We start from the raw sequence: 18,534 nt of genomic DNA on the forward strand, positions 1-18,534 counted from the left end.
CCTGCACCGCGCTGCCGCATCCGCTGTGGGCCTCGGAGCTCGCGGCACTGCAGCTGCATCTGCAGCACTGCCCGCGCTTGCGCCGTGCCTGGTTGCTGGCGCGGCCGCTGCGCAGCTTGCCGGGGGCCTATGCGCTGGTGCTGGTGCTCGACCGGCCCGGCGTGCACTACCAGGACAACAAGCGTCTGGAGCTGCAGTGGCGCGGCTACTTGGAGCGCGAGCTGCTCCTGTGCAAGCTAGTGCCGCTATGGATCACGCATGTCGAGGAGCTGGGCCCCACCGCGCTGCGCCAGCTGGCGGCCATGCCCTGGGGGCTGGTCTATGACCGCACCGAGCAGCCCGGTGGCGCGCCCAGCAGCGGCACAGCGCCGCTCACCGGTTAGCCGGGCCTGGCGCCCGGATACTGGCGCAATGGGACAATAGCGGCTATGCACCCCAAAGCCCTTTTAGATGCCTGCGCCGAGCTGGTCGCGCAGGCCCTCACCTTTGAACACCCGGCAGACGCCGTGGTGTCGCGTTATTTCCGTGAACACCGCAACCTGGGCCCGCGCGAGCGTGGCACGCTGGCCGAGACGGTTTACACCGTGCTGCGCAAGAAAACGTTGTTTGAATCGCTGGCCCGCTCGGGCAGCGGCGCGCGCGAGCGCCGCCTGGCCATCCTCGGCTTTGCCGGCCCGCGCAGCTTTGTCAAAAGCGCGCTCAGCGACCAGGAAGTGCAATGGCTCGACGACTGCGACGCGATTGCGCCGGCCAGCCTCATGCCCCAGCACCGCCACAACCTGCCCGAGTGGCTGGTCGAGCCGCTGCAGGCCCAGGTGGGTGAGCAGTTCGAGCAGCTGGCCGCCAGCATGCTGGAGACGGCCCCGCTGGATCTGCGCGCCAATGCGCTGCTGATCAAGCGCAGCGAGCTGCAAAAAGAACTCAAGGAAGCGGGCATCAAGGCCGAGCCCACCCCTTATTCGCCCTGGGGCCTGCGCGTGGCCGACAAGCCTGCGCTCTCGCGCCTGGAGGCCTTTGTCAAAGGCCGGGTCGAGGTGCAGGACGAGGGCTCTCAGCTGCTGGCCCTGCTGCTGGACGCCAAGCGCGGCGAGATGGTGACCGACTTTTGTGCCGGCGCCGGCGGCAAGACCCTGGCCATTGGCGCCACCATGCGCAGCACCGGCCGTCTCTACGCCTTTGATGTGTCGGCCCACCGCCTGGAGGCGCTCAAGCCGCGCCTGGCCCGCTCGGGCCTGTCGAATGTGCACCCGGCTGCGATTGCGCATGAGCGCGATGAGCGGGTCAAACGCCTGGCCGGCAAGATGGACCGCGTGCTGGTCGATGCCCCCTGCTCGGGCCTGGGCACCTTGCGCCGCAATCCCGATCTGAAATGGCGCCAAAGCCCCAAGGCGATTGAAGAGCTGACGGCCAAGCAAACCGCCATTCTGGCCAGCAGTGCCCGCATGGTGAAGTCCGGCGGCCGCCTGGTCTATGCCACCTGCAGCATCCTTCCCGCAGAGAACGAGGCGATTGCCAAGGCCTTTGCCGCCGCCCACCCGGACTTTGTGCCGATGGATGCCGGCGAGCTGCTGGCAGGCCTGAAGGTCGAGCACGCCGCCAGCCTGTGCAGCGGCGGCGACAGCGGCAGCCTCTACCTGCGCCTGTGGCCCCACCTGCACCAGACCGACGGCTTCTTTGCCGCCGTCTGGCAGCGCAAGTAAGGCAGTCAGTCCAATAAGGCATAGGCCACCAAGGCGATTGCGCCTTGGCAGGCTGCCTCAGCTGTCAGCCTTTCCAGCCCAGCCAGTCGGCCACACTGCGCCAACCGGCGCGCCAGCCCGCATAGGCCTGCACCTGCACCAGCAATTGGGCGGGCTGCACGCCTTGTGCTTGCAGCCAGTACCAGCCCGCATGGGCGCCATTGCAGTGCGGGGCGTCTTCGGCCACCAGGCGCAGCGCGCTGTGCCAGGGCGAGCTGATCTGCAGCTGCCCGGCGCGGCAGTACAGGCTGCTGCCCACCTCCAGATACAACCATTGGCCCTGGCCTGCACGCAAGGCCAGGCTGCTGCTGTGGATGCCTGGCTGCGCGGGGGCGCTGGTCTGGGCCTGGGAGGCGGCGCTGCCTGGCAGGGCGGAGGTGAGGCGGGCGGTGGTGCTGGTGGTCATTTTTGCGCTTTCCTGAGCGTGGCAGAACAGGGCTCTAGCGTAAAAAAATGCAGTGCAACGCAACAGACACAGTCTGCACCAGGGTCGGGCGGAACAGCGCAAGCACAAAGGGTCTGTTCTGGTTCAAAATCGCAGTTTCTGTATCTGTTCTGTCAGGGTTGAACCTGAGACCATAGCGCTGCGAATGGGAACCTGGCCCTGGCCACTGCGGTGGCGCACAAGGGTGATGGACAGGTTCCCGGAACCAGGAGTCCTGCTGTGCCGCTGTTAGATGAGAGTCTGTGTGACATCCCCGAGAGCCATTCCGTAGACGCGGCAGGCAGCCCGCCCGCCGACGATGCGTTTTTGTACGAGCGCATCGCCGCGCATTTTGAGCAGGCGATTGCCCAGCAGACCCTGGGTGTGGGGGCGCGCATGCCCTCGGTACGCGATATCCGGCGCCAGCACCATGTCAGCCACAGCACGGCGCTGCAGGTGCTGCGCGTGCTGGAGTCGCGCGGGTTGATCGAGGCGCGGCCGCGTGTGGGCTACTTTGTCAGCGACAGGGCTTTGCAGATGCCCGCCGCGCGCGAGCCGCTGCAGCTGGGCCCTTTTCCGATGCAGGACCACCGCTTTGAAGGCATTGGCGAGCGCGCGGCCGAGTACCTGAACAAGGCGCGCCTCAAAGGGCCGCTCAAGGTAGACCTGGGCAGCGCCATGCCCGCGCCCGAGCTGTTCGATGCCAAACTGCTCAATCAGCTGGCCGTGGCCTTGCTGCGCGAGCAGCCCCAGATCCTGGTCCATGGCCCTTCGGCGCCTTTCACCCATCCGGATTTTCAGGCCTCGATGGCGCGCTACGCGCTGGGCTTTGGCGTGCGCCTGGCGCCGATGGACATTGCGGCCACCTTTGGCAATTCCGAGGCGGTGAACCTGGCGCTCGATGCGCTGACCCAGCCGGGCGATATGGTGGCGATTGAGTCGCCCACCTTCTACGGCATCCTGCAGGCGATCGAGGCCAAGAAGCTGCAGGCGCTGGAGATCCCGTCGAGCCCGCACACGGGCATGTCGATCGAGGCGCTGGAGCTGGCCTTGCGCACCCACCCCAACCTCAAGGCCGTTGTGGTCGTGCCCCATCTGCAGATGCCCCAGGGCGCCACCATGCCTGACAGCCACAAGCGGCGCCTGGTGGCCCTGTGCCGCGAGTACCGGGTCGCGCTGATCGAGGACGATATCTACCGCGAATTTGTCGAATCCGACGAGGTGCTCAAGCCCTGTAAGGCCTGGGACACCGATGGCTCGGTGATCTATTGCTCCTCGCTGTCCAAAAGCTATGCGCCGGGCCTGCGCCTGGGCTGGATGAATGCCGGGCGCTGGCAGGAGCGGGTGCAGATGATCAAGTTTGCACGCTCGCGCAACCTGCCGGTCTGGCCCCAGCTGCTGGGCGCACGCACGGTGGGGTCACCGTCGTACATGCGGCACCTGGTGCGCCTGCGCCAGCAGCTGCGCGTGCAGCGCCAGGCCGCGGCGCAGGCGGTGGCGCGCTATTTTCCGATTGGCACGCGCCTGAGCCTGCCCGCGGGCGGCCTGAGCATCTGGCTGGAGCTGCCCGAGCAAATCTCGTCCAGCCGCCTGTACGACGAGGCGCTGGCCGTGGGCATCCGCGTGGCGCCTGGCGACATGTTCAGCAACACTGGCCATTACGACCACTTTCTGCGGCTGAGCTGCGGCATGCCGTTTACCGACGCAGTGGACGAGGCCTACCGCAGCCTGGGGCGCATGATGCATGCGCAGCTGGGGCTGCCGCCCAGGGCTTGATGCCGAGGCGCCGTGGGCGTGCTGCCTAGAAAAACCGGACGCAAAAAAACACAAAGGACACCGAGGTGTCCTTTGTGGTGTTTGCATGCCACCAAGTCAATGGCGGCGTACAGGCTGATTACTTCAGCTTCACTTCCTTGTAATCCACATGCTTGCGAGCCTTGGGATCGAACTTCGTGATCAACATCTTTTCAGGCATTGTCTTCTTGTTCTTGGTGGTCGTGTAGAAGTGACCGGTGCCGGCTGTCGATTCCAGCTTGATTTTTTCGCGTCCGCCTTTGGATGCCATGGTGATACTCCTTAAGCTTGGCCACGTGCGCGCAGGTCTGCGAGCACAGAATCAATACCGTTCTTGTCGATCAGACGCAGAGCGGCGCTGGAAACACGCAGGCGAACCCAGCGGTTTTCAGTTTCCACCCAGAAACGGCGATATTGCAGGTTCGGCAGGAACCGGCGCTTGGTTTTGTTGTTGGCGTGGGAAACGTTGTTTCCCACCATGGGCTTCTTGCCCGTTACTTCGCAAACGCGTGCCATCAGGACACTCCGAAAGTTTTAACAGCTGCTTGCCCTGTCCGCCTCGTTAAAAGCAGCGCGGCTTGCAGCCTCACCTCGCCAATCAAAGGGTGGCGGTAGCCCATGTTCACAGCCGGGTCGGCTCAGTGGTGCAAGACCGCTGGCAAACCTGCCGTAGTTTCCTGTTCACGCGCCGAAGATTGCGAATTAGCAAAAGGCGGCAAGCAGCAAAGCCAAGGATTATAGCCTGAAAGCAAAATTCGGGCTATGCCCCTGGCTTGCGGGCTTATTCCTGTTCCAGGAAGCGCTGGGCATCCAGCGCAGCCATGCAGCCCGTGCCCGCGCTGGTAATGGCCTGGCGGTAGACATGGTCTTGCACGTCGCCAGCCGCGAAGATGCCGGGCACGCTGGTTTGTGTGGCAAAACCGCCACGGCCCATCTGGGTCACCAGGTAGCCGTTTTCCATCTCCAGCTGGCCTTGGAAGATGTCGGTATTGGGGTGGTGGCCAATGGCGATAAAGCAGCCTTGCAGCGCGATGTCCTCGGTGTGGCCGTCTTGCGTGCTCTTGATGCGGATGCCGTTGACGCCCGATTGGTCGCCCAGCACTTCATCGAGCGTGAAATGGGTCTTGAGCTCGATCTTGCCTTCCTGGACTTTCTCCATCAGCTTGTCGACCAGGATGGGCTCGGCCTTGAACTTGTCGCGGCGGTGCACCAGCGTGACCTTGCTGGCGATGTTGGACAGGTAGAGCGCTTCTTCCACGGCGGTGTTGCCGCCGCCGATCACGCAGACGGGCTGCTCGCGGTAGAAGAATCCGTCACAGGTCGCGCAGGCCGACACGCCACGGCCCATGAAGGCCTCTTCGGTGGGCAGGCCCAGGTACTTGGCCGATGCGCCGGTGGCGATGATCAGGCTGTCGCAGGTGTAGGTGCCGCTGTCGCCCTTCAAGGTGAAGGGGCGCTTGCTGAAGTCGACCTGGTTGATGTGGTCAAAGATGATCTGGGTCTTGAAACGCTCGGCATGCTCCAAAAAACGCTGCATCAATGCCGGGCCTTGCACGCCCATCACATCGGCGGGCCAGTTGTCCACTTCGGTGGTGGTCGTCAGCTGGCCGCCCTGGGCCATGCCGGTGATCAAGACGGGATCGAGGTTGGCACGCGCCGCATAGATGGCGGCGGTATAGCCCGCAGGGCCCGAGCCCAGGATCAGAACTTTGGCATGTTGGTGGATGGCAGACATAGAACTCCTATCGCATTCAGGGGGCAGCTGCGGGGCAGCTGCGAATCAGTGAGCAGGCTGGCGCATGGCGCTCAGCAAAACATGAAAGAGTATCAAACACTGGCCATCCTCTGTGGATGGCTTGTGTCAATGTCCTTGATTGTCGCAAGCCATCGCAGCACCTGAGGACGCCCGGCGCTGCCCTTGCACGCCAATGACAACAATCGTTGCGGCGTGCTGGCGCAAGGGGTGGGATTGTAGGAAGATAGGTAGATTACAAAATGTTGCGTGTTGCCTGGTGGCAGCGGCCTAGCACCGGTTGCGAGCCATGCTTTTCGTGCATCAGATTTATGTTTTTATTGGGTATTTGTGCTGATGGCCACGGCCTGTCGCTGCGTGGGCGCCCCGCTCCGTGCCGCAGGGAGGCCCGCACTTTGCCTGAACTACCGCGTCGCACCAAGGCATCACCCGGCCCCAGGCGCCTGGCCTGCTATCGAATTTGCAATCCGCTTAGGGTAAGCTCTGGCTCTTAGGTTATGGCTTACTCATCAAAGAAATCAAAGACAGCACCCCAGACCGGCCATTCGCTGGTGATGGGGGTTCGCCGTTTTGGGCACGAGCTGGTGCTCATCGTCAGTTTTGTGCTGATGGCGTTTTGCGTGGCGGCCATGGTCAGCTACTCGCCCAAGGACCCGGCCTGGTCCACCTCGGGCACGCAGATGGCTGGCCATGTCAGCAACTGGATGGGTCGCCTGGGTGCGATGGTCTCTGACGGCGGCTATTTCATGGTGGGTTTTTCCGTATGGTGGCTGGTGGTGGCCGCCGTGCTGGCCTGGTTCTCGTCGCTGGCGCGCTGGCTGCGCGCCGGTGAGGCGCCACCCAACGATCCGCGCCCGCTGTGGCTGCGCCGCATGGTGTTCTGGGGCGGCCTGGTGGTGCTGCTGCTGGCCAGCGCTGCGCTGGAGTGGTCGCGCCTCTACCGTTTTGAGGCCAGCCTGCCCGGCGCTGCTGGCGGCGTGCTGGGCTTTTTGCTCGGCCCGTTGGCCGAGCGCTGGATGGGTTTTACCGGCTCGGGCATTGTCGGCGTGATGCTGCTGCTGCTGGGCCTTTCCTGGATTCTGGGCTTCTCCTGGGGCCAGATCGCCGAGAAGGTCGGTGCCGGGATCGAGCGTACTTTGCAAAAGCTGATGCTGCGCCGCGAAGCCGCTGCCGACAAGGCCGTGGGCAAGAAGGCAGCGCTGGCGCGTGAGGCCGAGGTCAGCAGCGCAGCCCCTGTGCCGATGGCCTCACGCCTGGATCCAACCGGTGATGGCATGGACAGCATGCTGCCCGCTGCGCCGCGCAGCGCAGCGGTCGATTCGGGCCTGCATATCGCCCAGCCGCTCAAGCCCCAGGCGCAGCCCAGCGCCCGCGTGGTCAAGGAGCGGCAAAAGCCGCTGTTCAACGAGCTGCGTGACACGCGCCTGCCCCAGGTGGACCTGCTCGATGCGGCGCCCAAGACGCAGGAGAGCGTCTCCTACGAAACCCTGGAGATGACCAGCCGCCTGATCGAGAAAAAGCTCAAGGACTTTGGCGTCGAGGTGCGTGTGGTCGAGGCCGCGCCCGGCCCGGTGATCACCCGCTACGAGATCGAGCCGGCCACCGGCGTCAAGGGCTCGCAGATCGTCAACCTGGCCAAGGACCTGGCCCGTTCGCTCTCGCTGGTGTCGATCCGCGTGGTCGAGACCATCCCCGGCAAGACCTATATGGCGCTGGAGCTGCCCAATGCCAAGCGCCAGACCATTCGGCTGACCGAAATCCTGGGCTCACACGAGTACCACGACGCCAAGAGCCTGCTGACCATGGGTCTGGGCAAGGACATCATCGGCAAGCCCGTGGTGGCCGACCTGGCCAAGATGCCCCATGTGCTGGTGGCCGGTACCACCGGCTCGGGCAAGTCGGTGGGTATCAATGCGATGATCTTGTCCGTGCTCTACAAGGCCGAAGCCAAGGATGTGCGGCTGATGATGATCGACCCCAAGATGCTGGAAATGTCGGTCTACGAAGGCATTCCGCACCTGCTGTGCCCGGTGGTCACCGACATGAAGCAGGCGGCCAACGGCCTGAACTGGTGCGTGGCCGAGATGGAGCGCCGCTACAAGCTGATGAGCAAGCTGGGCGTGCGCAACCTGGCGGGCTACAACACCAAGATCGACGAGGCCAAGGCGCGCGAGGAAAGCATTCCCAACCCGTTCAGCCTGACGCCCGAATCCCCCGAGCCCCTGCAGCGCCTGCCGCATATCGTCGTGGTGATCGACGAGCTGGCCGACCTGATGATGGTTGTCGGCAAGAAGATCGAAGAGCTGATTGCACGCCTGGCGCAAAAGGCGCGCGCTGCCGGTATCCACCTGATCCTGGCCACCCAGCGCCCCAGCGTCGATGTGATCACTGGCCTCATCAAGGCCAATATCCCCTCGCGGATCGCGTTCTCGGTAGGCTCCAAGATCGACAGCCGCACTATCTTGGACCAGATGGGCGCCGAGGCGCTGCTGGGCATGGGTGACATGCTCTACATGGCGAGCGGCACGGGCTTCCCGGTGCGGGTGCATGGCGCCTTTGTGTCTGATGAGGAAGTGCACCGCGTCGTCAGCTACCTCAAGGAGCAGGGCGAGCCCGACTATATCGACGGTGTGCTCGAAGGCGGCACCGGCGAGGGCGATTCCGGCTTTGGCGATGAGGAGGGCGGCGGCAGCGGTGAGAAGGACCCGATGTACGACCAGGCCGTCGAGATCGTGCTCAAGGACCGCAAGGCCAGCATCTCCTACGTGCAGCGCAAGCTGCGCATCGGCTACAACCGCTCGGCCAACCTGCTCGAAGAGATGGAGCGCGCCGGCCTGGTGAGCGCCTTGACCGGCAGCGGCCAGCGCGAAGTGCTGGTGGCCCACCGTCCCGGCGGTGAAGAATAGCGCAGCGGCGGGTAAACATTCGCAAAGCCAGCGCCTTGGCGGCCCACAGCGGGCACTTGTGGCCCGCTGCCGCACTCCAAACCCCTTGTTGGCCCGAAAGTGGCCCATGCATTGGCTTTGTTCGCAAAGCACGAAAGGATTCACGATGAAACAATGGATCGCAGCAGCCGCCCTGGTCAGCCTGACCGGTTGGGCACAGGCCGATGGCCTGCAAAGCCTGGAAAAGTTCATGACCAGCTCGCAGGCCGGTGAAGCCCAGTTCACGCAGACGGTCACCTCGCCCGCAAAGCAGGGCCAGGCAGGCAGAGTCAAGACCTCCAGCGGCAGCTTTGCTTTCCAGCGGCCGGGCAAGTTCAAGTTCATCTACCAAAAGCCGTTTGACCAGACCATCGTCGCCGATGGCTCCGTCCTCACCGTCTATGACGCCGACCTGAACCAGGTTACCCAGCGCCAGCAGAGCAAGGCCCTGGGCCAGACGCCTGCCGCGCTGCTCGCGTCCGCTTCAAGCTTGCAGGCGCTGAAGGCCGAGTTCGACGTGAGCAGCTTGCCCGAGGCCGATGGCCAGCAATGGGCCCAGGCCATTCCGAAGAACAAGGACGGCCAGATCAAGCAGGTCAAGGTCGGCTTCAAGGGCGATGAGCTGCAGACCTTGGAGATCGAGGACGGTTTTGGCCAGCGCTCGGTGCTGCGCTTTGTCGGCTTCAAGGCCCTGCCTTCGCTGCCAGGCTCGGCGTTCGAGTTTGCGATTCCGTCCGGTGCGGAAGTGATTCGCCAGTAAGCAGCATTCCAGCGGTGATGCCAACCGCGCGGACATAAAAAAAGGTGCTCACGCATAGGTGAACACCTTTTTTGCTGTGCAGCCACCGTGGACGGCTGCAGCTAGCTAGGGCTTACAGCGCCATGTCCGGCACCTTCTTGACAGCGCCCTTGTCTTCCTGGGGCTGCACACCGGCTTCCACGCCGTGCAGGCTGGGCGAGGCAATCGCCAGGTTCAGCGCCTGCTCGGTGGCCTGCCATTCCTGCTGCAGCATGGCGGGGTTTTCGTTGAGCTTGACGCCGTAGCTCGGCACGATCTGGCGGATCTTCTCTTGCCAGTCGGCGCTCTTGACCTTCTCGGGGAAGGCCTTTTCCAGCAGGGTCAGCATGATCGCTGGCGAGGTCGAGCCCCCGGGCGACGCGCCCAGCAGCGCGGTCAGCGAACGGTCCTGGGCCACGACGACCTCGGTGCCGAGCTTGAGAATGCCGCCCTTTTCGGGGTCGTTCTTGATGATCTGCACGCGCTGGCCCGCTTCCCACAGGCGCCAGTCGGCATCCTTGGCCTCGGGCATGTAATGGCGCAGCGCGTCCATCTTCTGCTCCTTGTTCAGGCTCAGCTGCTGGGCCAGGTACTTGACCAGCGCAAACTCGTTGACGCCGACCTGCAGCTGCGGAATCACGTTGGCAAAGGTCGTGGCCTTGGCCAGGTCAAAGTAGGAGCCGTTCTTGAGGAACTTGCTCGACCAGGTCGCGAACGGCCCGAACAGCAGCACACGCTTGCCGTCCAGCACGCGGGTGTCCAGGTGGGGCACCGACATCGGAGGCGAGCCGGTATCGGCCAGGCCATAGACCTTGGCCAGGTGGCGCTCAGTGATCTCGGGCTTTTCGGTGACCAAGAACTCGCCGCCGACTGGGAAGCCGCCGTAGACCTTGGACTCGGGAATGCCCGACAACTGCAGCAGCGGCAGCGCCGCGCCACCGGCGCCGATAAAGATAAAGCGCGCATCCACGGTCTGGATCTTGCTGCTGTCCTTCATGTCGAAGGCCGACACGCGCCAGGAGCCGTCGCTGTTGCGCGTGATGGAGCGCACTTCCTGGCCGGTGCTGAGCTTGAAGTTGGGCTTGGACGACAGGTTCTTGTAGAACTGGCGGGTAATTTCACCCAGGTTCACGTCGGTGCCCAGCGGCGAGCGGGTGGCGGTCACCACTTCGGCCGGGTCGCGGCCTTCCATCATCAGCGGGATCCATTCCTTGATCTGTGCTGGGTCGGTGGACGACTCCATGCCGGTGAACAGCGGCGAGGCTTCCAAGGCCTTCAGGCGCTTTTGGATGAAGGAGCGGTTTTCCTCGCCGAACACCAGGTTCATGTGCGGCGTGGAGTTGATGAACTCGCGCGGATTGCCGAGTACTCCAGCGCGCACCTGGTGCGACCAGAACTGGCGCGAGACCTGGAAGTTTTCATTAATGTTAATGGCAGAGGAAATCTGCACATTGCCATTTTTATCCATCGGCGTGTAATTGAGCTCGCACAGCGCCGAGTGGCCGGTGCCGGCATTATTCCAGCCATTGGAGCTTTCTTCGGCAACCTGGTCGAGGCGCTCGAACAATTCATAGCTCCAGCCGGGTTCCAGCTCCTGCAGATAAACGCCCAAGGTGGCACTCATGATGCCGCCGCCAATCAGCAGCACATCGACCTGGCGGTCTGCTTTTTCTGCGCGGTATTGGCTACCGAAGAAATACTGGTAACCGACCACGCCCGCACCGACGGCCGCTGCCGAGGCGACGAACTTGCGGCGGGTGAAGCCCTTCTTGGGCGCTTTGGCAGCGGGGGCCGCTTGGGGATTTTCTGTTGGATTCGTCATTGCTGAAACTCCACAAATTTTTGGATTTTGACGGTGTTGTCGTAAAAGACCATGAGTAACCATGGTTTAAGCAGGCTCAATGTCTCTCCGATTCTGGGGTGCCTGTTCTGACGGTATTGAGCTGCTTGGCGTAGGCGGTTCTGAATGAGGGTGTCAATGAATATCCGAGGCCGATATTAAGGGTGGCTCTGCATATCCATTAAGCAGGAAGTGGTTAATCAGCCATCAAGGACGCACCGGTATTTGGCGGCGTGCCAAAAACCAGTCGGCCAGCCCCGCGCAGACCACGGTGGCGGCCACTGGCGTAACCCAGCCCAGGCCCAGCGCGGCGCCGGGCAGGTGGTCCAGCCAGGTGGGCAGGGCAGCAGTCCATTGCAGCGCCTTGGCGCCGTCGACCAGGCCAAACACCAGCGCCACCAGCATGACGGGGATGTAGACCCGAGCGGGCTGCTGCCAGCGCTGCAGCAGGCTGAGCGAGACCAGCGCAATCGCGGGGGGGTAGAGGGCGACCAGCACCGGGCCGGCGATCTCGATCAGCTGCGCCAGGCCCTGGTTGGCCACGGCGGCACTGAAGATGCACAAGGACAGCGCGACACTGCGGTAGGAGAAACCGGTGAGCTGGCTGAAAAAGCTGCTGCAGGCGCTCACCAGGCCTACGCCGGTTGTGAGGCATGCCAGCAGGATCACGGCGGCGATCAGCCAGATGCCGGCGCTGCCAAAGCGGTGCTGCACAAAGGCGCTGAGGATCTGCACGCCAGTCACGGTGTTCTGTGCCAGCTCGCCACTGGTGGCGCTCAGGTAGCACAGTGAGATGTAGACCAGGCTCAGGCACACCGCAGCAATCAGCCCGGCATAGATGGCGTAGCGGGTGTGCAGGCGCGCATCGGTCACGCCCGCATCCTTGATCGCGTTGACGATGACAATGCCGAACACCAGCGAGGCGAGGGCGTCCATGGTCTGGTAGCCCTGCACAAAGCCCTGGGCAAAGGCGGCCAGCTGCGTGCCATAGTCGGGGTTGGCCGTGCTGTAGCCGCCCACAGGGGCCAGCACCGCCATGCCGCCCAAAGCCAGCAACGCGGCAATCAGCAGCGGGGTGATGAGCTTGCCCAGGGTGTCCATCAGCTTGCCGGGGAACAGCGACAGCAGCAGCACCAGCGAGAAATAGACAATGCTGAACACCAGCAGCGCAATCGAGGTATTGCCGACAAAGGGGGCAATACCCATCTCGAAAGAGACCGTGGCGGTGCGTGGCGTGGCAAAGAAGGGGCCAATGGTCAGATAGATCGTGGTGGCCAGCACCAGGCCGGCAATGCGGCCAATCGGATGGGTCAGCTGGTCCAGGCCGCCACCGACGCGCGCGAGTGCAACGACGCCCAATAGCGGCAGGCCCACGCCGGTCAGCAGGAAGCCGGTGGTGGCGCCCACCAGGTTCTCGCCAGCGGCCAGGCCAACCAGCGGCGGGAAAATGATATTGCCCGCGCCCAGGAACAGGGCAAAGGTCATGAAGCCGAGGGCGATAATGTCCCTGGTTTTCAGTGATTTCATAATGGCTCTTGGTTCTTGCTGGTCAGCGCCCACTTGTAGTGGATGCCGTCAGCGAATGGATTCGCGCAGACGCGCATCAGAAAAATCGCCCCATGGGGGACATGCGCTGTGCAAAGCGTTGGCTGCGGGCTCGGCGCAAAGGCCTGGAGCGCGTGGCGTCCATGTCGGGCTGGTGTTATAGGCTGGGCCAATAAGAGCCCTGTCATCTGAAGCGGCGCAAATCCGTATAAACCCTTATTTTCTGCGAAAAATCGTGACCCATATCAGCAAAGGCATATGTACCCCAGGGATTAGTGGGGTGGCAGCGCACAAACGTAGTAAGCACCTGCCCCGCCCCGAGGCGCAGCGGCTGGCGCCTGGCCAGGCACCAGGCCGTGGTTCCGGAGCCCTGCATGGCTGATTTGTTCAGCCAGGAACCGGCCGCGCCGCTGGCCGAAGCGCTGCGCCCCAAGACCCTGGACGAGGTGGTGGGTCAGTCCCATTTGCTGGGAGAAGGCAAGCCGCTGCGCCTGGCCTTCCAGTCCGGCAAACCGCATTCGATGATCTTCTGGGGTCCACCCGGCGTGGGCAAGACCACGTTGGCGCGGCTGACGGCGACGGCGTTCCAGTGCGAGTTCATCGCCCTGTCTGCGGTCTTGTCGGGTGTGAAGGACATCCGCGAGGCCATGGAGCAGGCCAGGCAATATCTTGCGCAGGGCAAAAACACCATCTTGTTCGTAGACGAAATCCACCGGTTCAATAAGTCGCAACAAGATGCCCTGTTGCCGCATGTGGAATCAGGGCTGTTCACCTTTATCGGTGCTACCACCGAGAACCCCTCCTTTGAGGTCAACTCGGCGCTGCTGTCGCGGGCCCAGGTCTATGTCCTCAAGTCGCTGACAGAGGCGGAGCTGAAGCGCTTGCTCCAGCGGGCCCAGGAAGAACATGCGCTTGACGATCTGGCGTTTGACGACCTGGCCGTCGATACCCTCGTGGGGTATGCGGATGGTGACGCCAGAAGATTTTTGAACCTGCTTGAACAAACGAGCACAGCAGCCAAGGCTTCAGGCGTTGCGGAGATCACGGCCGAGTTCTTGCAGAACGCGCTGACCTTGAACAGCCGCCGTTTTGACAAGGGCGGCGACAATTTCTACGACCAGATCTCGGCCTTGCACAAGTCGGTGCGCGGCTCGCACCCCGATGCCGCGCTCTACTGGCTCACGCGCATGCTCGATGGTGGCGCCGATGCGCGCTACCTGTCCCGGCGCATTGTGCGCATGGCCTGGGAAGACATTGGCCTGGCTGACCCACGCGCGATGCAGATTGCCAACGATGCTGCGCTGACCTATGAGCGCCTGGGCAGCCCCGAAGGCGAGCTGGCGCTGGGCCAGGCCGTCATCTACCTGGCCATGGCCGCCAAGAGCAATGCCGGCTACAACGCCTACAACCAGGCCAAGGCCTTTGTGAAGCAGGACAAGAGCCGCGAAGTGCCGGTGCATTTGCGCAACGCCCCGACCAAGCTGATGAAGGAGCTGGGCTATGGGCATGAATACCGCTACGCCCATGACGAGCCCAATGCCTATGCAGCGGGAGAAACCTATCTGCCAGATGGGATAGACCCGCCCGGCTGGTACCAGCCCGTGCCCCGGGGGCTGGAGCTCAAGATTGGCGAGAAGCTGGCGCAGCTCAAGCGCTGGGATGAGGAAGCCGGGCAGGACTGAGGCCCGGTTTTTCCAGCGCAGTCATTGGCTTGCTTGCGGTTTGAGCGGCGTGGTAGGGCACCCGCTGCCAAGGCCTTGCCTCCTGTGCGCAGCACGCGCTGATAGTTGCGCATGAAACCGGTACCACATCTTCGCGCAACGCATATTGCGCTGGATGAAGTGTGAGTAAAACACCGGGGTACACCCGGGGACCTCGGCAGAGGTCGTACAAGTTGTCGAAAATTTGCCGTAGATACGACAAAAGACTCTAGCGAGCATGGCGGGCATGCGCGGGAGTCGTATGACAACAAAGGTCTCTCACGATGCGGTTTTGCAAGTCAAAGTCGGGCGTCTCCTGGTCCAGGACTGCCTTCGGCTTGGTGTTTTCTGTGTGGGCGGGGATGCATGCGGCTCAGGCCCAGACGGCTGCGCCCGCGCAGCCAGCAGCCGCGTCGGCCGCCACGGCGCCTGTAGCGGCCACGGCCTCTAGCGATGCGCTGCTGGTGGAAAAGGGCCGCAAGCTGGCGGTAGCTGCGGATTGCGCAGCCTGCCACACGGCGCCCAAGGGTGGCGCCAGTTTTGCCGGTGGCTACCCCATCGCCTCACCGCTGGGCAGCATCTATGCCACCAATATCACCCCGTCCAAGACGGCCGGCATTGGCAGCTACAGTCTCGAAGACTTCAGCCGCGCGCTGCGCCAAGGGCTGCGCAAGGACGGGGCCCATCTGTACCCGGCCATGCCGTACACGGCCTATGCCCAGATCAGCGACGAAGACACCGAGGCGCTCTACGCCTACTTCATGCATGGCGTCGAGCCGGTGGACCAGGCCGCGCCGCAAACGGCCCTGCCTTTCCCCTTCAACATCCGCCTGTCGATGGCCGTGTGGAATGCGCTCTACCTGAAGGACCAGCGCTTCAAACCCGATGCCAGCAAGCCGCCGGAGTGGAACCATGGCGCCTACCTGGTCGATGCGCTGGCCCACTGCAGCACCTGCCACACACCGCGCAATGCGCTGATGGCTGAAGACAGCAGCCGCTACCTGGGGGGCGGCTCGCTGGGCGCCTGGTACGCGCCCAATATCACGTCGGACGCGGTCAATGGCATCGGCGGCTGGACCGAGGCCGAGCTGGTGCAGTACCTCAAGACCGGCCGCGTGCCCGGCAAGGCCCAGGCCGCCGGCCCGATGGCCGAAGCCATCGAGCACAGCCTGCAGCACCTGCCTGACAGCGATATTCAGGCTATGGCGTCCTACCTCAAGCAAACCAAGGCGGTGGCAGGCGGAGAGACCCAGCCGCGCTACCGCTATGGCCAGGCCAGCCTGCAGTCCGAAGACACGCAGCGCGGGCTGGTCGACGGCGCCGATGCCGGCTGGAAGGTGTTCAGCGGCAGCTGCGCCCACTGCCACCAGGCCAATGCCAGCGGCACGGCCAATGGCGAATACCCTTCGCTGTTCCACAACAGCGTGACCGGTGCCGACCGCGCCGACAACCTCATCGCCACCATCCTGCACGGCGTGGACCGCACGGTGCAGGGGCGTGCCCATTTCATGCCTGCGTTTGGCGATGCCGCATCCTTCACCGACCGGCTCAGCGACCAGGAGATCGCCGATGTCAGCAACTATGTGCTCACGCAGTACGGCAACCCGTCCGTCAAGGTGCAGGCCGCCGATGTGGCTGCCGCACGCGCCGGAGGCAAGCCGCCGCTGATCGCCCAGCTGCCCGCCCTCATCGTGCCGGCCGCTGTGCTGCTGCTGGTGTTGGTGCTGGCCTTCATCGTGATCCGTCAGCGCCGCAAGGCCGCTGCCTCGTCTGGAGTCTGACCCGCATGACCTCGTCCTCTTTCCCCTCATCCGCCGTGCTCTGCGCCAAGCCCCTGGTGCCTGCGATGCCTGCGGGCATCTCGCGCCGCCGCCTGCTGGGCGCTGCGGCTGCCACCGGTGTGGCGCTTGCCGCCGGCGGCTTTGCCGTGCTGGGCTCCAGCAATGCCTTTGCCGCCAGCGAGGCAGCCGATGATTTCCTGCGCCTGTCGGAGTTCGTCACCGGCGGCAGCCCGCTGTCGGCAGCCCTGGCCACGCGCTACCTGGCGGCACTGACCAAGAGCGATGCGGCCTTTGCCGCCGCAGCGCAGGCGCTGCACCAGCATGTGGCCAGCCAGAAGATCAGCCATGTCGACGACCTGCTCGCTGCGCCCGATCTGGACCCGGCGCTGCGCGCCACCGCCACCCAGATCGTCTCGGCCTGGTACCTGGGCGTTGTCGGCGAAGACGCAGACGCCGTGCTGATCAGCTATGCCAATGCGCTGATGTACCGCCCCACGGCCGGCATCCTCGATATTCCTACCTACGGCAGTGGCCCCGATTCCTGGGGCGAAAAGCCCGTCGTGCCTGCCAGCCCCAACAAAAAGAGCCCACAAGCATGAGCAGCAAGCAAACGCAATACGACGCCGACCTGATCGTTATCGGCTCCGGGGTCATGGGCGGCATCATCGGTGCCAAGCTGGCGCAGGCCGGCAAGTCCGTCATCATTCTGGAAGCGGGACCGCGCGTGCGCCGAGCCGACATCGTCGAGACCTTCCGCAATGCGCCGATCAAGCTCTCGCTGGCCAATATGAAGCTGCAGGGTGCGGGCTCGCCGTTCCCCAATCCGCCGCATATCCCCTCCACCTATGGCGACTACCTGCAGCAGACCGGCCCGGTGAAATACCCCACCAAGTACCTGCGCGTGGTGGGCGGCACCACCTGGCACTTTGGCTCGGCGCTGTGGCGCATGATCCCCAATGACTTCAAGCTGCAGACGCTGTATGGGCGTGGCCGCGACTGGCCGATTGGCTACGACGAGCTCGAACCCTACTACTGCGAGGCCGAGGCCGAACTGGGCGTGACTGGCTACGATGGCCAGGACGAGAGCGGCCATGGCGGCGAGGCGCATCCGCCGCGCTCCAAGCCCTTCCCGATGAAGGGCTTCAACGTGCCCTACTTCATGCAGCGCATGGACGAGATGCTCAAGCCCGGTGGCTACCACCCGGTGCTGGAGCCCCATGGCCGCGCCAGCCGCCCCTACGGCAACCGCCCGGTCTGCGCCGGCAACAACAACTGCAACCCGGTCTGCCCCATCGGCGCCAAGTACGACGGCTCCATGCACATCGATGTGGCCGAGCGCGCTGGCGCCAAGCTGCTCGACAACGCCGTGGTCTACAAGATCGAGGCGGGTGACGACGGCAAGATCACGGCCGTGCACTACAAGAAGCCCGATGGCACATCGCAGCGCCTCACCGCGCGCCACTTTGTGCTGGCCGCCTATGGCATCGAAAGCCCCAAGCTACTGTTGATGTCGACCTCGGAGAAATACCCGAACGGCATTGCCAATTCGTCCGACCAGGTGGGCCGCAACCTGATGGGCCACACCGGCATCAGCATGAACATCATGATGAACGAGGACGTGTGGCCGGGCCAGGGCCCGACCGAGCTGCTGGTCTACCTGAACTACCGCGATGGCGCCTTCCGCAAGGACATCCCCAGCTACAAGACCAAGTTCCGCAATACGGTGACGACCTCGCAGATTGCCTCCAGCCTGATCGCCAAGGGCGTGCTGGGCAGCAAGCTGGACGAGGAAATCCGCCGCCAGTCGGCCCGCTCGCTCAACGTGGCAGTGGACTTCGAGACCGAGGCGCTGCCGCAAAACCGCGTGGTCCCCAGCAAGACCAAGACGGATGCGATCGGCATCCCCGTGCCCGAGATCTACTACAGCGTCAATGACTACTGGAACTCCGGCCGCGACTTTGCCGTGAAGGACCTGCAGCGCATGGCTGGCCTGTTGCAAGCCGACATCCTGAAGATGGACACCAACCACCAGGACCGCCAGCACATCATGGGCACCACCATCATGGGCGACGACCCGAGCAACTCGGTCGTGGACCGCGACTGCCGCACCCATGACCATCCCAACCTGTTCATCGCCGGTACCAGCGTGATGCCCTCGGCATCGTGCATGAACCCGACCTTGACGGGGGCCGCCTTGAGCGTGCGTATTGCGCACCAACTGCTGAAAGAAATCTAAGCAGCCCGGCCTCAGCCGCT

At 63.8% G+C, this 18,534-nt stretch carries 15 protein-coding genes; 9 read left to right on the forward strand and 6 right to left on the reverse strand.

Going from position 1 to position 18,534, the window contains the following annotated elements; genetic code table 11:
• Window positions 1-383: hypothetical protein (locus DCO45_RS23090; RefSeq protein WP_165841253.1), on the forward strand; the 383-nt coding region annotated here is incomplete at its 5' end.
• Window positions 384-428: 45 nt separating this feature from the next.
• Window positions 429-1,700 carry an RsmB/NOP family class I SAM-dependent RNA methyltransferase gene (locus DCO45_RS21770; protein WP_116927771.1) on the forward strand — a complete coding sequence of 424 codons (1,272 nt, stop codon included), beginning with the start codon at window positions 429-431 and terminating at the stop codon, window positions 1,698-1,700.
• A 64-nt stretch (window positions 1,701-1,764) separates the two neighbouring features.
• Here DCO45_RS21770 and DCO45_RS21775 read toward each other — a convergent pair whose 3' ends face one another.
• On the reverse strand, window positions 1,765-2,145 hold the full coding sequence (locus DCO45_RS21775; RefSeq protein WP_116927772.1) for a hypothetical protein: 381 nt from the start codon (window positions 2,143-2,145) through the stop codon (window positions 1,765-1,767).
• 345 nt (window positions 2,146-2,490) lie between these two features.
• Between DCO45_RS21775 and DCO45_RS21780 the strand changes: the two genes are divergently transcribed.
• A complete protein-coding gene (locus DCO45_RS21780; RefSeq protein ID WP_232539706.1) occupies window positions 2,491-3,939 on the forward strand; it encodes a PLP-dependent aminotransferase family protein in 1,449 nt (482 codons plus the stop codon).
• A 118-nt stretch (window positions 3,940-4,057) separates the two neighbouring features.
• Here the strand turns inward: DCO45_RS21780 and rpmG are convergent, their stop codons facing one another.
• The 3 genes from rpmG to trxB all read right to left on the reverse strand — a co-directional run bounded on the left by rpmG (window position 4,058) and on the right by trxB (window position 5,692).
• Window positions 4,058-4,228 (reverse strand): 50S ribosomal protein L33, encoded by a 171-nt coding sequence (gene rpmG, locus DCO45_RS21785; protein ID WP_021026858.1) that lies wholly within the window; start codon window positions 4,226-4,228, stop codon window positions 4,058-4,060.
• An 11-nt stretch (window positions 4,229-4,239) separates the two neighbouring features.
• A complete protein-coding gene (gene rpmB / locus DCO45_RS21790) occupies window positions 4,240-4,473 on the reverse strand; it encodes a 50S ribosomal protein L28 (RefSeq protein WP_021026859.1) in 234 nt (77 codons plus the stop codon).
• Window positions 4,474-4,738: 265 nt separating this feature from the next.
• Entirely contained in the window at window positions 4,739-5,692 is a 954-nt protein-coding gene (gene trxB / locus DCO45_RS21795; RefSeq protein ID WP_021026860.1) for a thioredoxin-disulfide reductase, read from the reverse strand.
• A gap of 572 nt (window positions 5,693-6,264) precedes the next feature.
• Here trxB and DCO45_RS21800 point away from each other — a divergent pair.
• Both DCO45_RS21800 and lolA read left to right on the forward strand, forming a co-directional pair.
• Window positions 6,265-8,616, forward strand: a complete 2,352-nt coding sequence (locus DCO45_RS21800; protein ID WP_279324834.1) for a DNA translocase FtsK — start codon at window positions 6,265-6,267, stop codon at window positions 8,614-8,616.
• A gap of 145 nt (window positions 8,617-8,761) precedes the next feature.
• Window positions 8,762-9,394: an outer membrane lipoprotein chaperone LolA gene (lolA, locus tag DCO45_RS21805; RefSeq protein ID WP_116927774.1), complete on the forward strand. Its 633-nt coding sequence runs from the start codon at window positions 8,762-8,764 to the stop codon at window positions 9,392-9,394.
• Window positions 9,395-9,506: 112 nt separating this feature from the next.
• Here the strand turns inward: lolA and mqo are convergent, their stop codons facing one another.
• The gene (mqo, locus tag DCO45_RS21810; protein ID WP_116927775.1) at window positions 9,507-11,234 is read right to left on the reverse strand and encodes a malate dehydrogenase (quinone); all 1,728 of its coding nucleotides are present in this window, start codon (window positions 11,232-11,234) and stop codon (window positions 9,507-9,509) included.
• Between the two features lie 225 nt (window positions 11,235-11,459).
• On the reverse strand, window positions 11,460-12,779 hold the full coding sequence (brnQ, locus tag DCO45_RS21815; protein ID WP_116927776.1) for a branched-chain amino acid transport system II carrier protein: 1,320 nt from the start codon (window positions 12,777-12,779) through the stop codon (window positions 11,460-11,462).
• A gap of 392 nt (window positions 12,780-13,171) precedes the next feature.
• Here brnQ and DCO45_RS21820 point away from each other — a divergent pair, with 392 nt between their 5' ends.
• The 4 genes from DCO45_RS21820 to DCO45_RS21835 all read left to right on the forward strand — a co-directional run bounded on the left by DCO45_RS21820 (window position 13,172) and on the right by DCO45_RS21835 (window position 18,514).
• Window positions 13,172-14,479, forward strand: coding sequence for a replication-associated recombination protein A (locus tag DCO45_RS21820; RefSeq protein ID WP_116927777.1), 1,308 nt, complete (start codon window positions 13,172-13,174; stop codon window positions 14,477-14,479).
• A 380-nt stretch (window positions 14,480-14,859) separates the two neighbouring features.
• Window positions 14,860-16,278 (forward strand): cytochrome c, encoded by a 1,419-nt coding sequence (locus tag DCO45_RS21825; RefSeq protein WP_116927778.1) that lies wholly within the window; start codon window positions 14,860-14,862, stop codon window positions 16,276-16,278.
• A 5-nt stretch (window positions 16,279-16,283) separates the two neighbouring features.
• Window positions 16,284-16,877, forward strand: a complete 594-nt coding sequence (locus DCO45_RS21830) for a sugar dehydrogenase complex small subunit (RefSeq protein ID WP_198424338.1) — start codon at window positions 16,284-16,286, stop codon at window positions 16,875-16,877.
• Window positions 16,874-18,514 carry a GMC family oxidoreductase gene (locus DCO45_RS21835; RefSeq protein ID WP_116927779.1) on the forward strand — a complete coding sequence of 547 codons (1,641 nt, stop codon included), beginning with the start codon at window positions 16,874-16,876 and terminating at the stop codon, window positions 18,512-18,514. The genes DCO45_RS21830 and DCO45_RS21835 overlap by 4 nt, the downstream gene beginning before the upstream one ends.
• Window positions 18,515-18,534: the final 20 nt, after the last annotated feature.

This window comes from Comamonas sp. JNW (genome assembly GCF_003105075.1).
GTDB lineage: Bacteria > Pseudomonadota > Gammaproteobacteria > Burkholderiales > Burkholderiaceae_C > Comamonas > Comamonas squillarum.

Excerpts from the sequence above, each read along its gene's own strand:
- DCO45_RS21770 (WP_116927771.1), top strand. The coding sequence starts at position 429 with ATGCACCCCAAAGCCCTTTTAGATGCCTGCGCCGAGCTGGTCGCGCAG.
- DCO45_RS21775 (WP_116927772.1), bottom strand. The coding sequence starts at position 2,145 with ATGACCACCAGCACCACCGCCCGCCTCACCTCCGCCCTGCCAGGCAGC.
- rpmG (WP_021026858.1), bottom strand. The coding sequence starts at position 4,228 with ATGGCATCCAAAGGCGGACGCGAAAAAATCAAGCTGGAATCGACAGCC.
- rpmB (WP_021026859.1), bottom strand. The coding sequence starts at position 4,473 with ATGGCACGCGTTTGCGAAGTAACGGGCAAGAAGCCCATGGTGGGAAAC.
- trxB (WP_021026860.1), bottom strand. The coding sequence starts at position 5,692 with ATGTCTGCCATCCACCAACATGCCAAAGTTCTGATCCTGGGCTCGGGC.
- DCO45_RS21800 (WP_279324834.1), top strand. The coding sequence starts at position 6,265 with ATGGGGGTTCGCCGTTTTGGGCACGAGCTGGTGCTCATCGTCAGTTTT.
- lolA (WP_116927774.1), top strand. The coding sequence starts at position 8,762 with ATGAAACAATGGATCGCAGCAGCCGCCCTGGTCAGCCTGACCGGTTGG.
- mqo (WP_116927775.1), bottom strand. The coding sequence starts at position 11,234 with ATGACGAATCCAACAGAAAATCCCCAAGCGGCCCCCGCTGCCAAAGCG.
- brnQ (WP_116927776.1), bottom strand. The coding sequence starts at position 12,779 with ATGAAATCACTGAAAACCAGGGACATTATCGCCCTCGGCTTCATGACC.
- DCO45_RS21820 (WP_116927777.1), top strand. The coding sequence starts at position 13,172 with ATGGCTGATTTGTTCAGCCAGGAACCGGCCGCGCCGCTGGCCGAAGCG.
- DCO45_RS21825 (WP_116927778.1), top strand. The coding sequence starts at position 14,860 with ATGCATGCGGCTCAGGCCCAGACGGCTGCGCCCGCGCAGCCAGCAGCC.
- DCO45_RS21830 (WP_198424338.1), top strand. The coding sequence starts at position 16,284 with ATGACCTCGTCCTCTTTCCCCTCATCCGCCGTGCTCTGCGCCAAGCCC.
- DCO45_RS21835 (WP_116927779.1), top strand. The coding sequence starts at position 16,874 with ATGAGCAGCAAGCAAACGCAATACGACGCCGACCTGATCGTTATCGGC.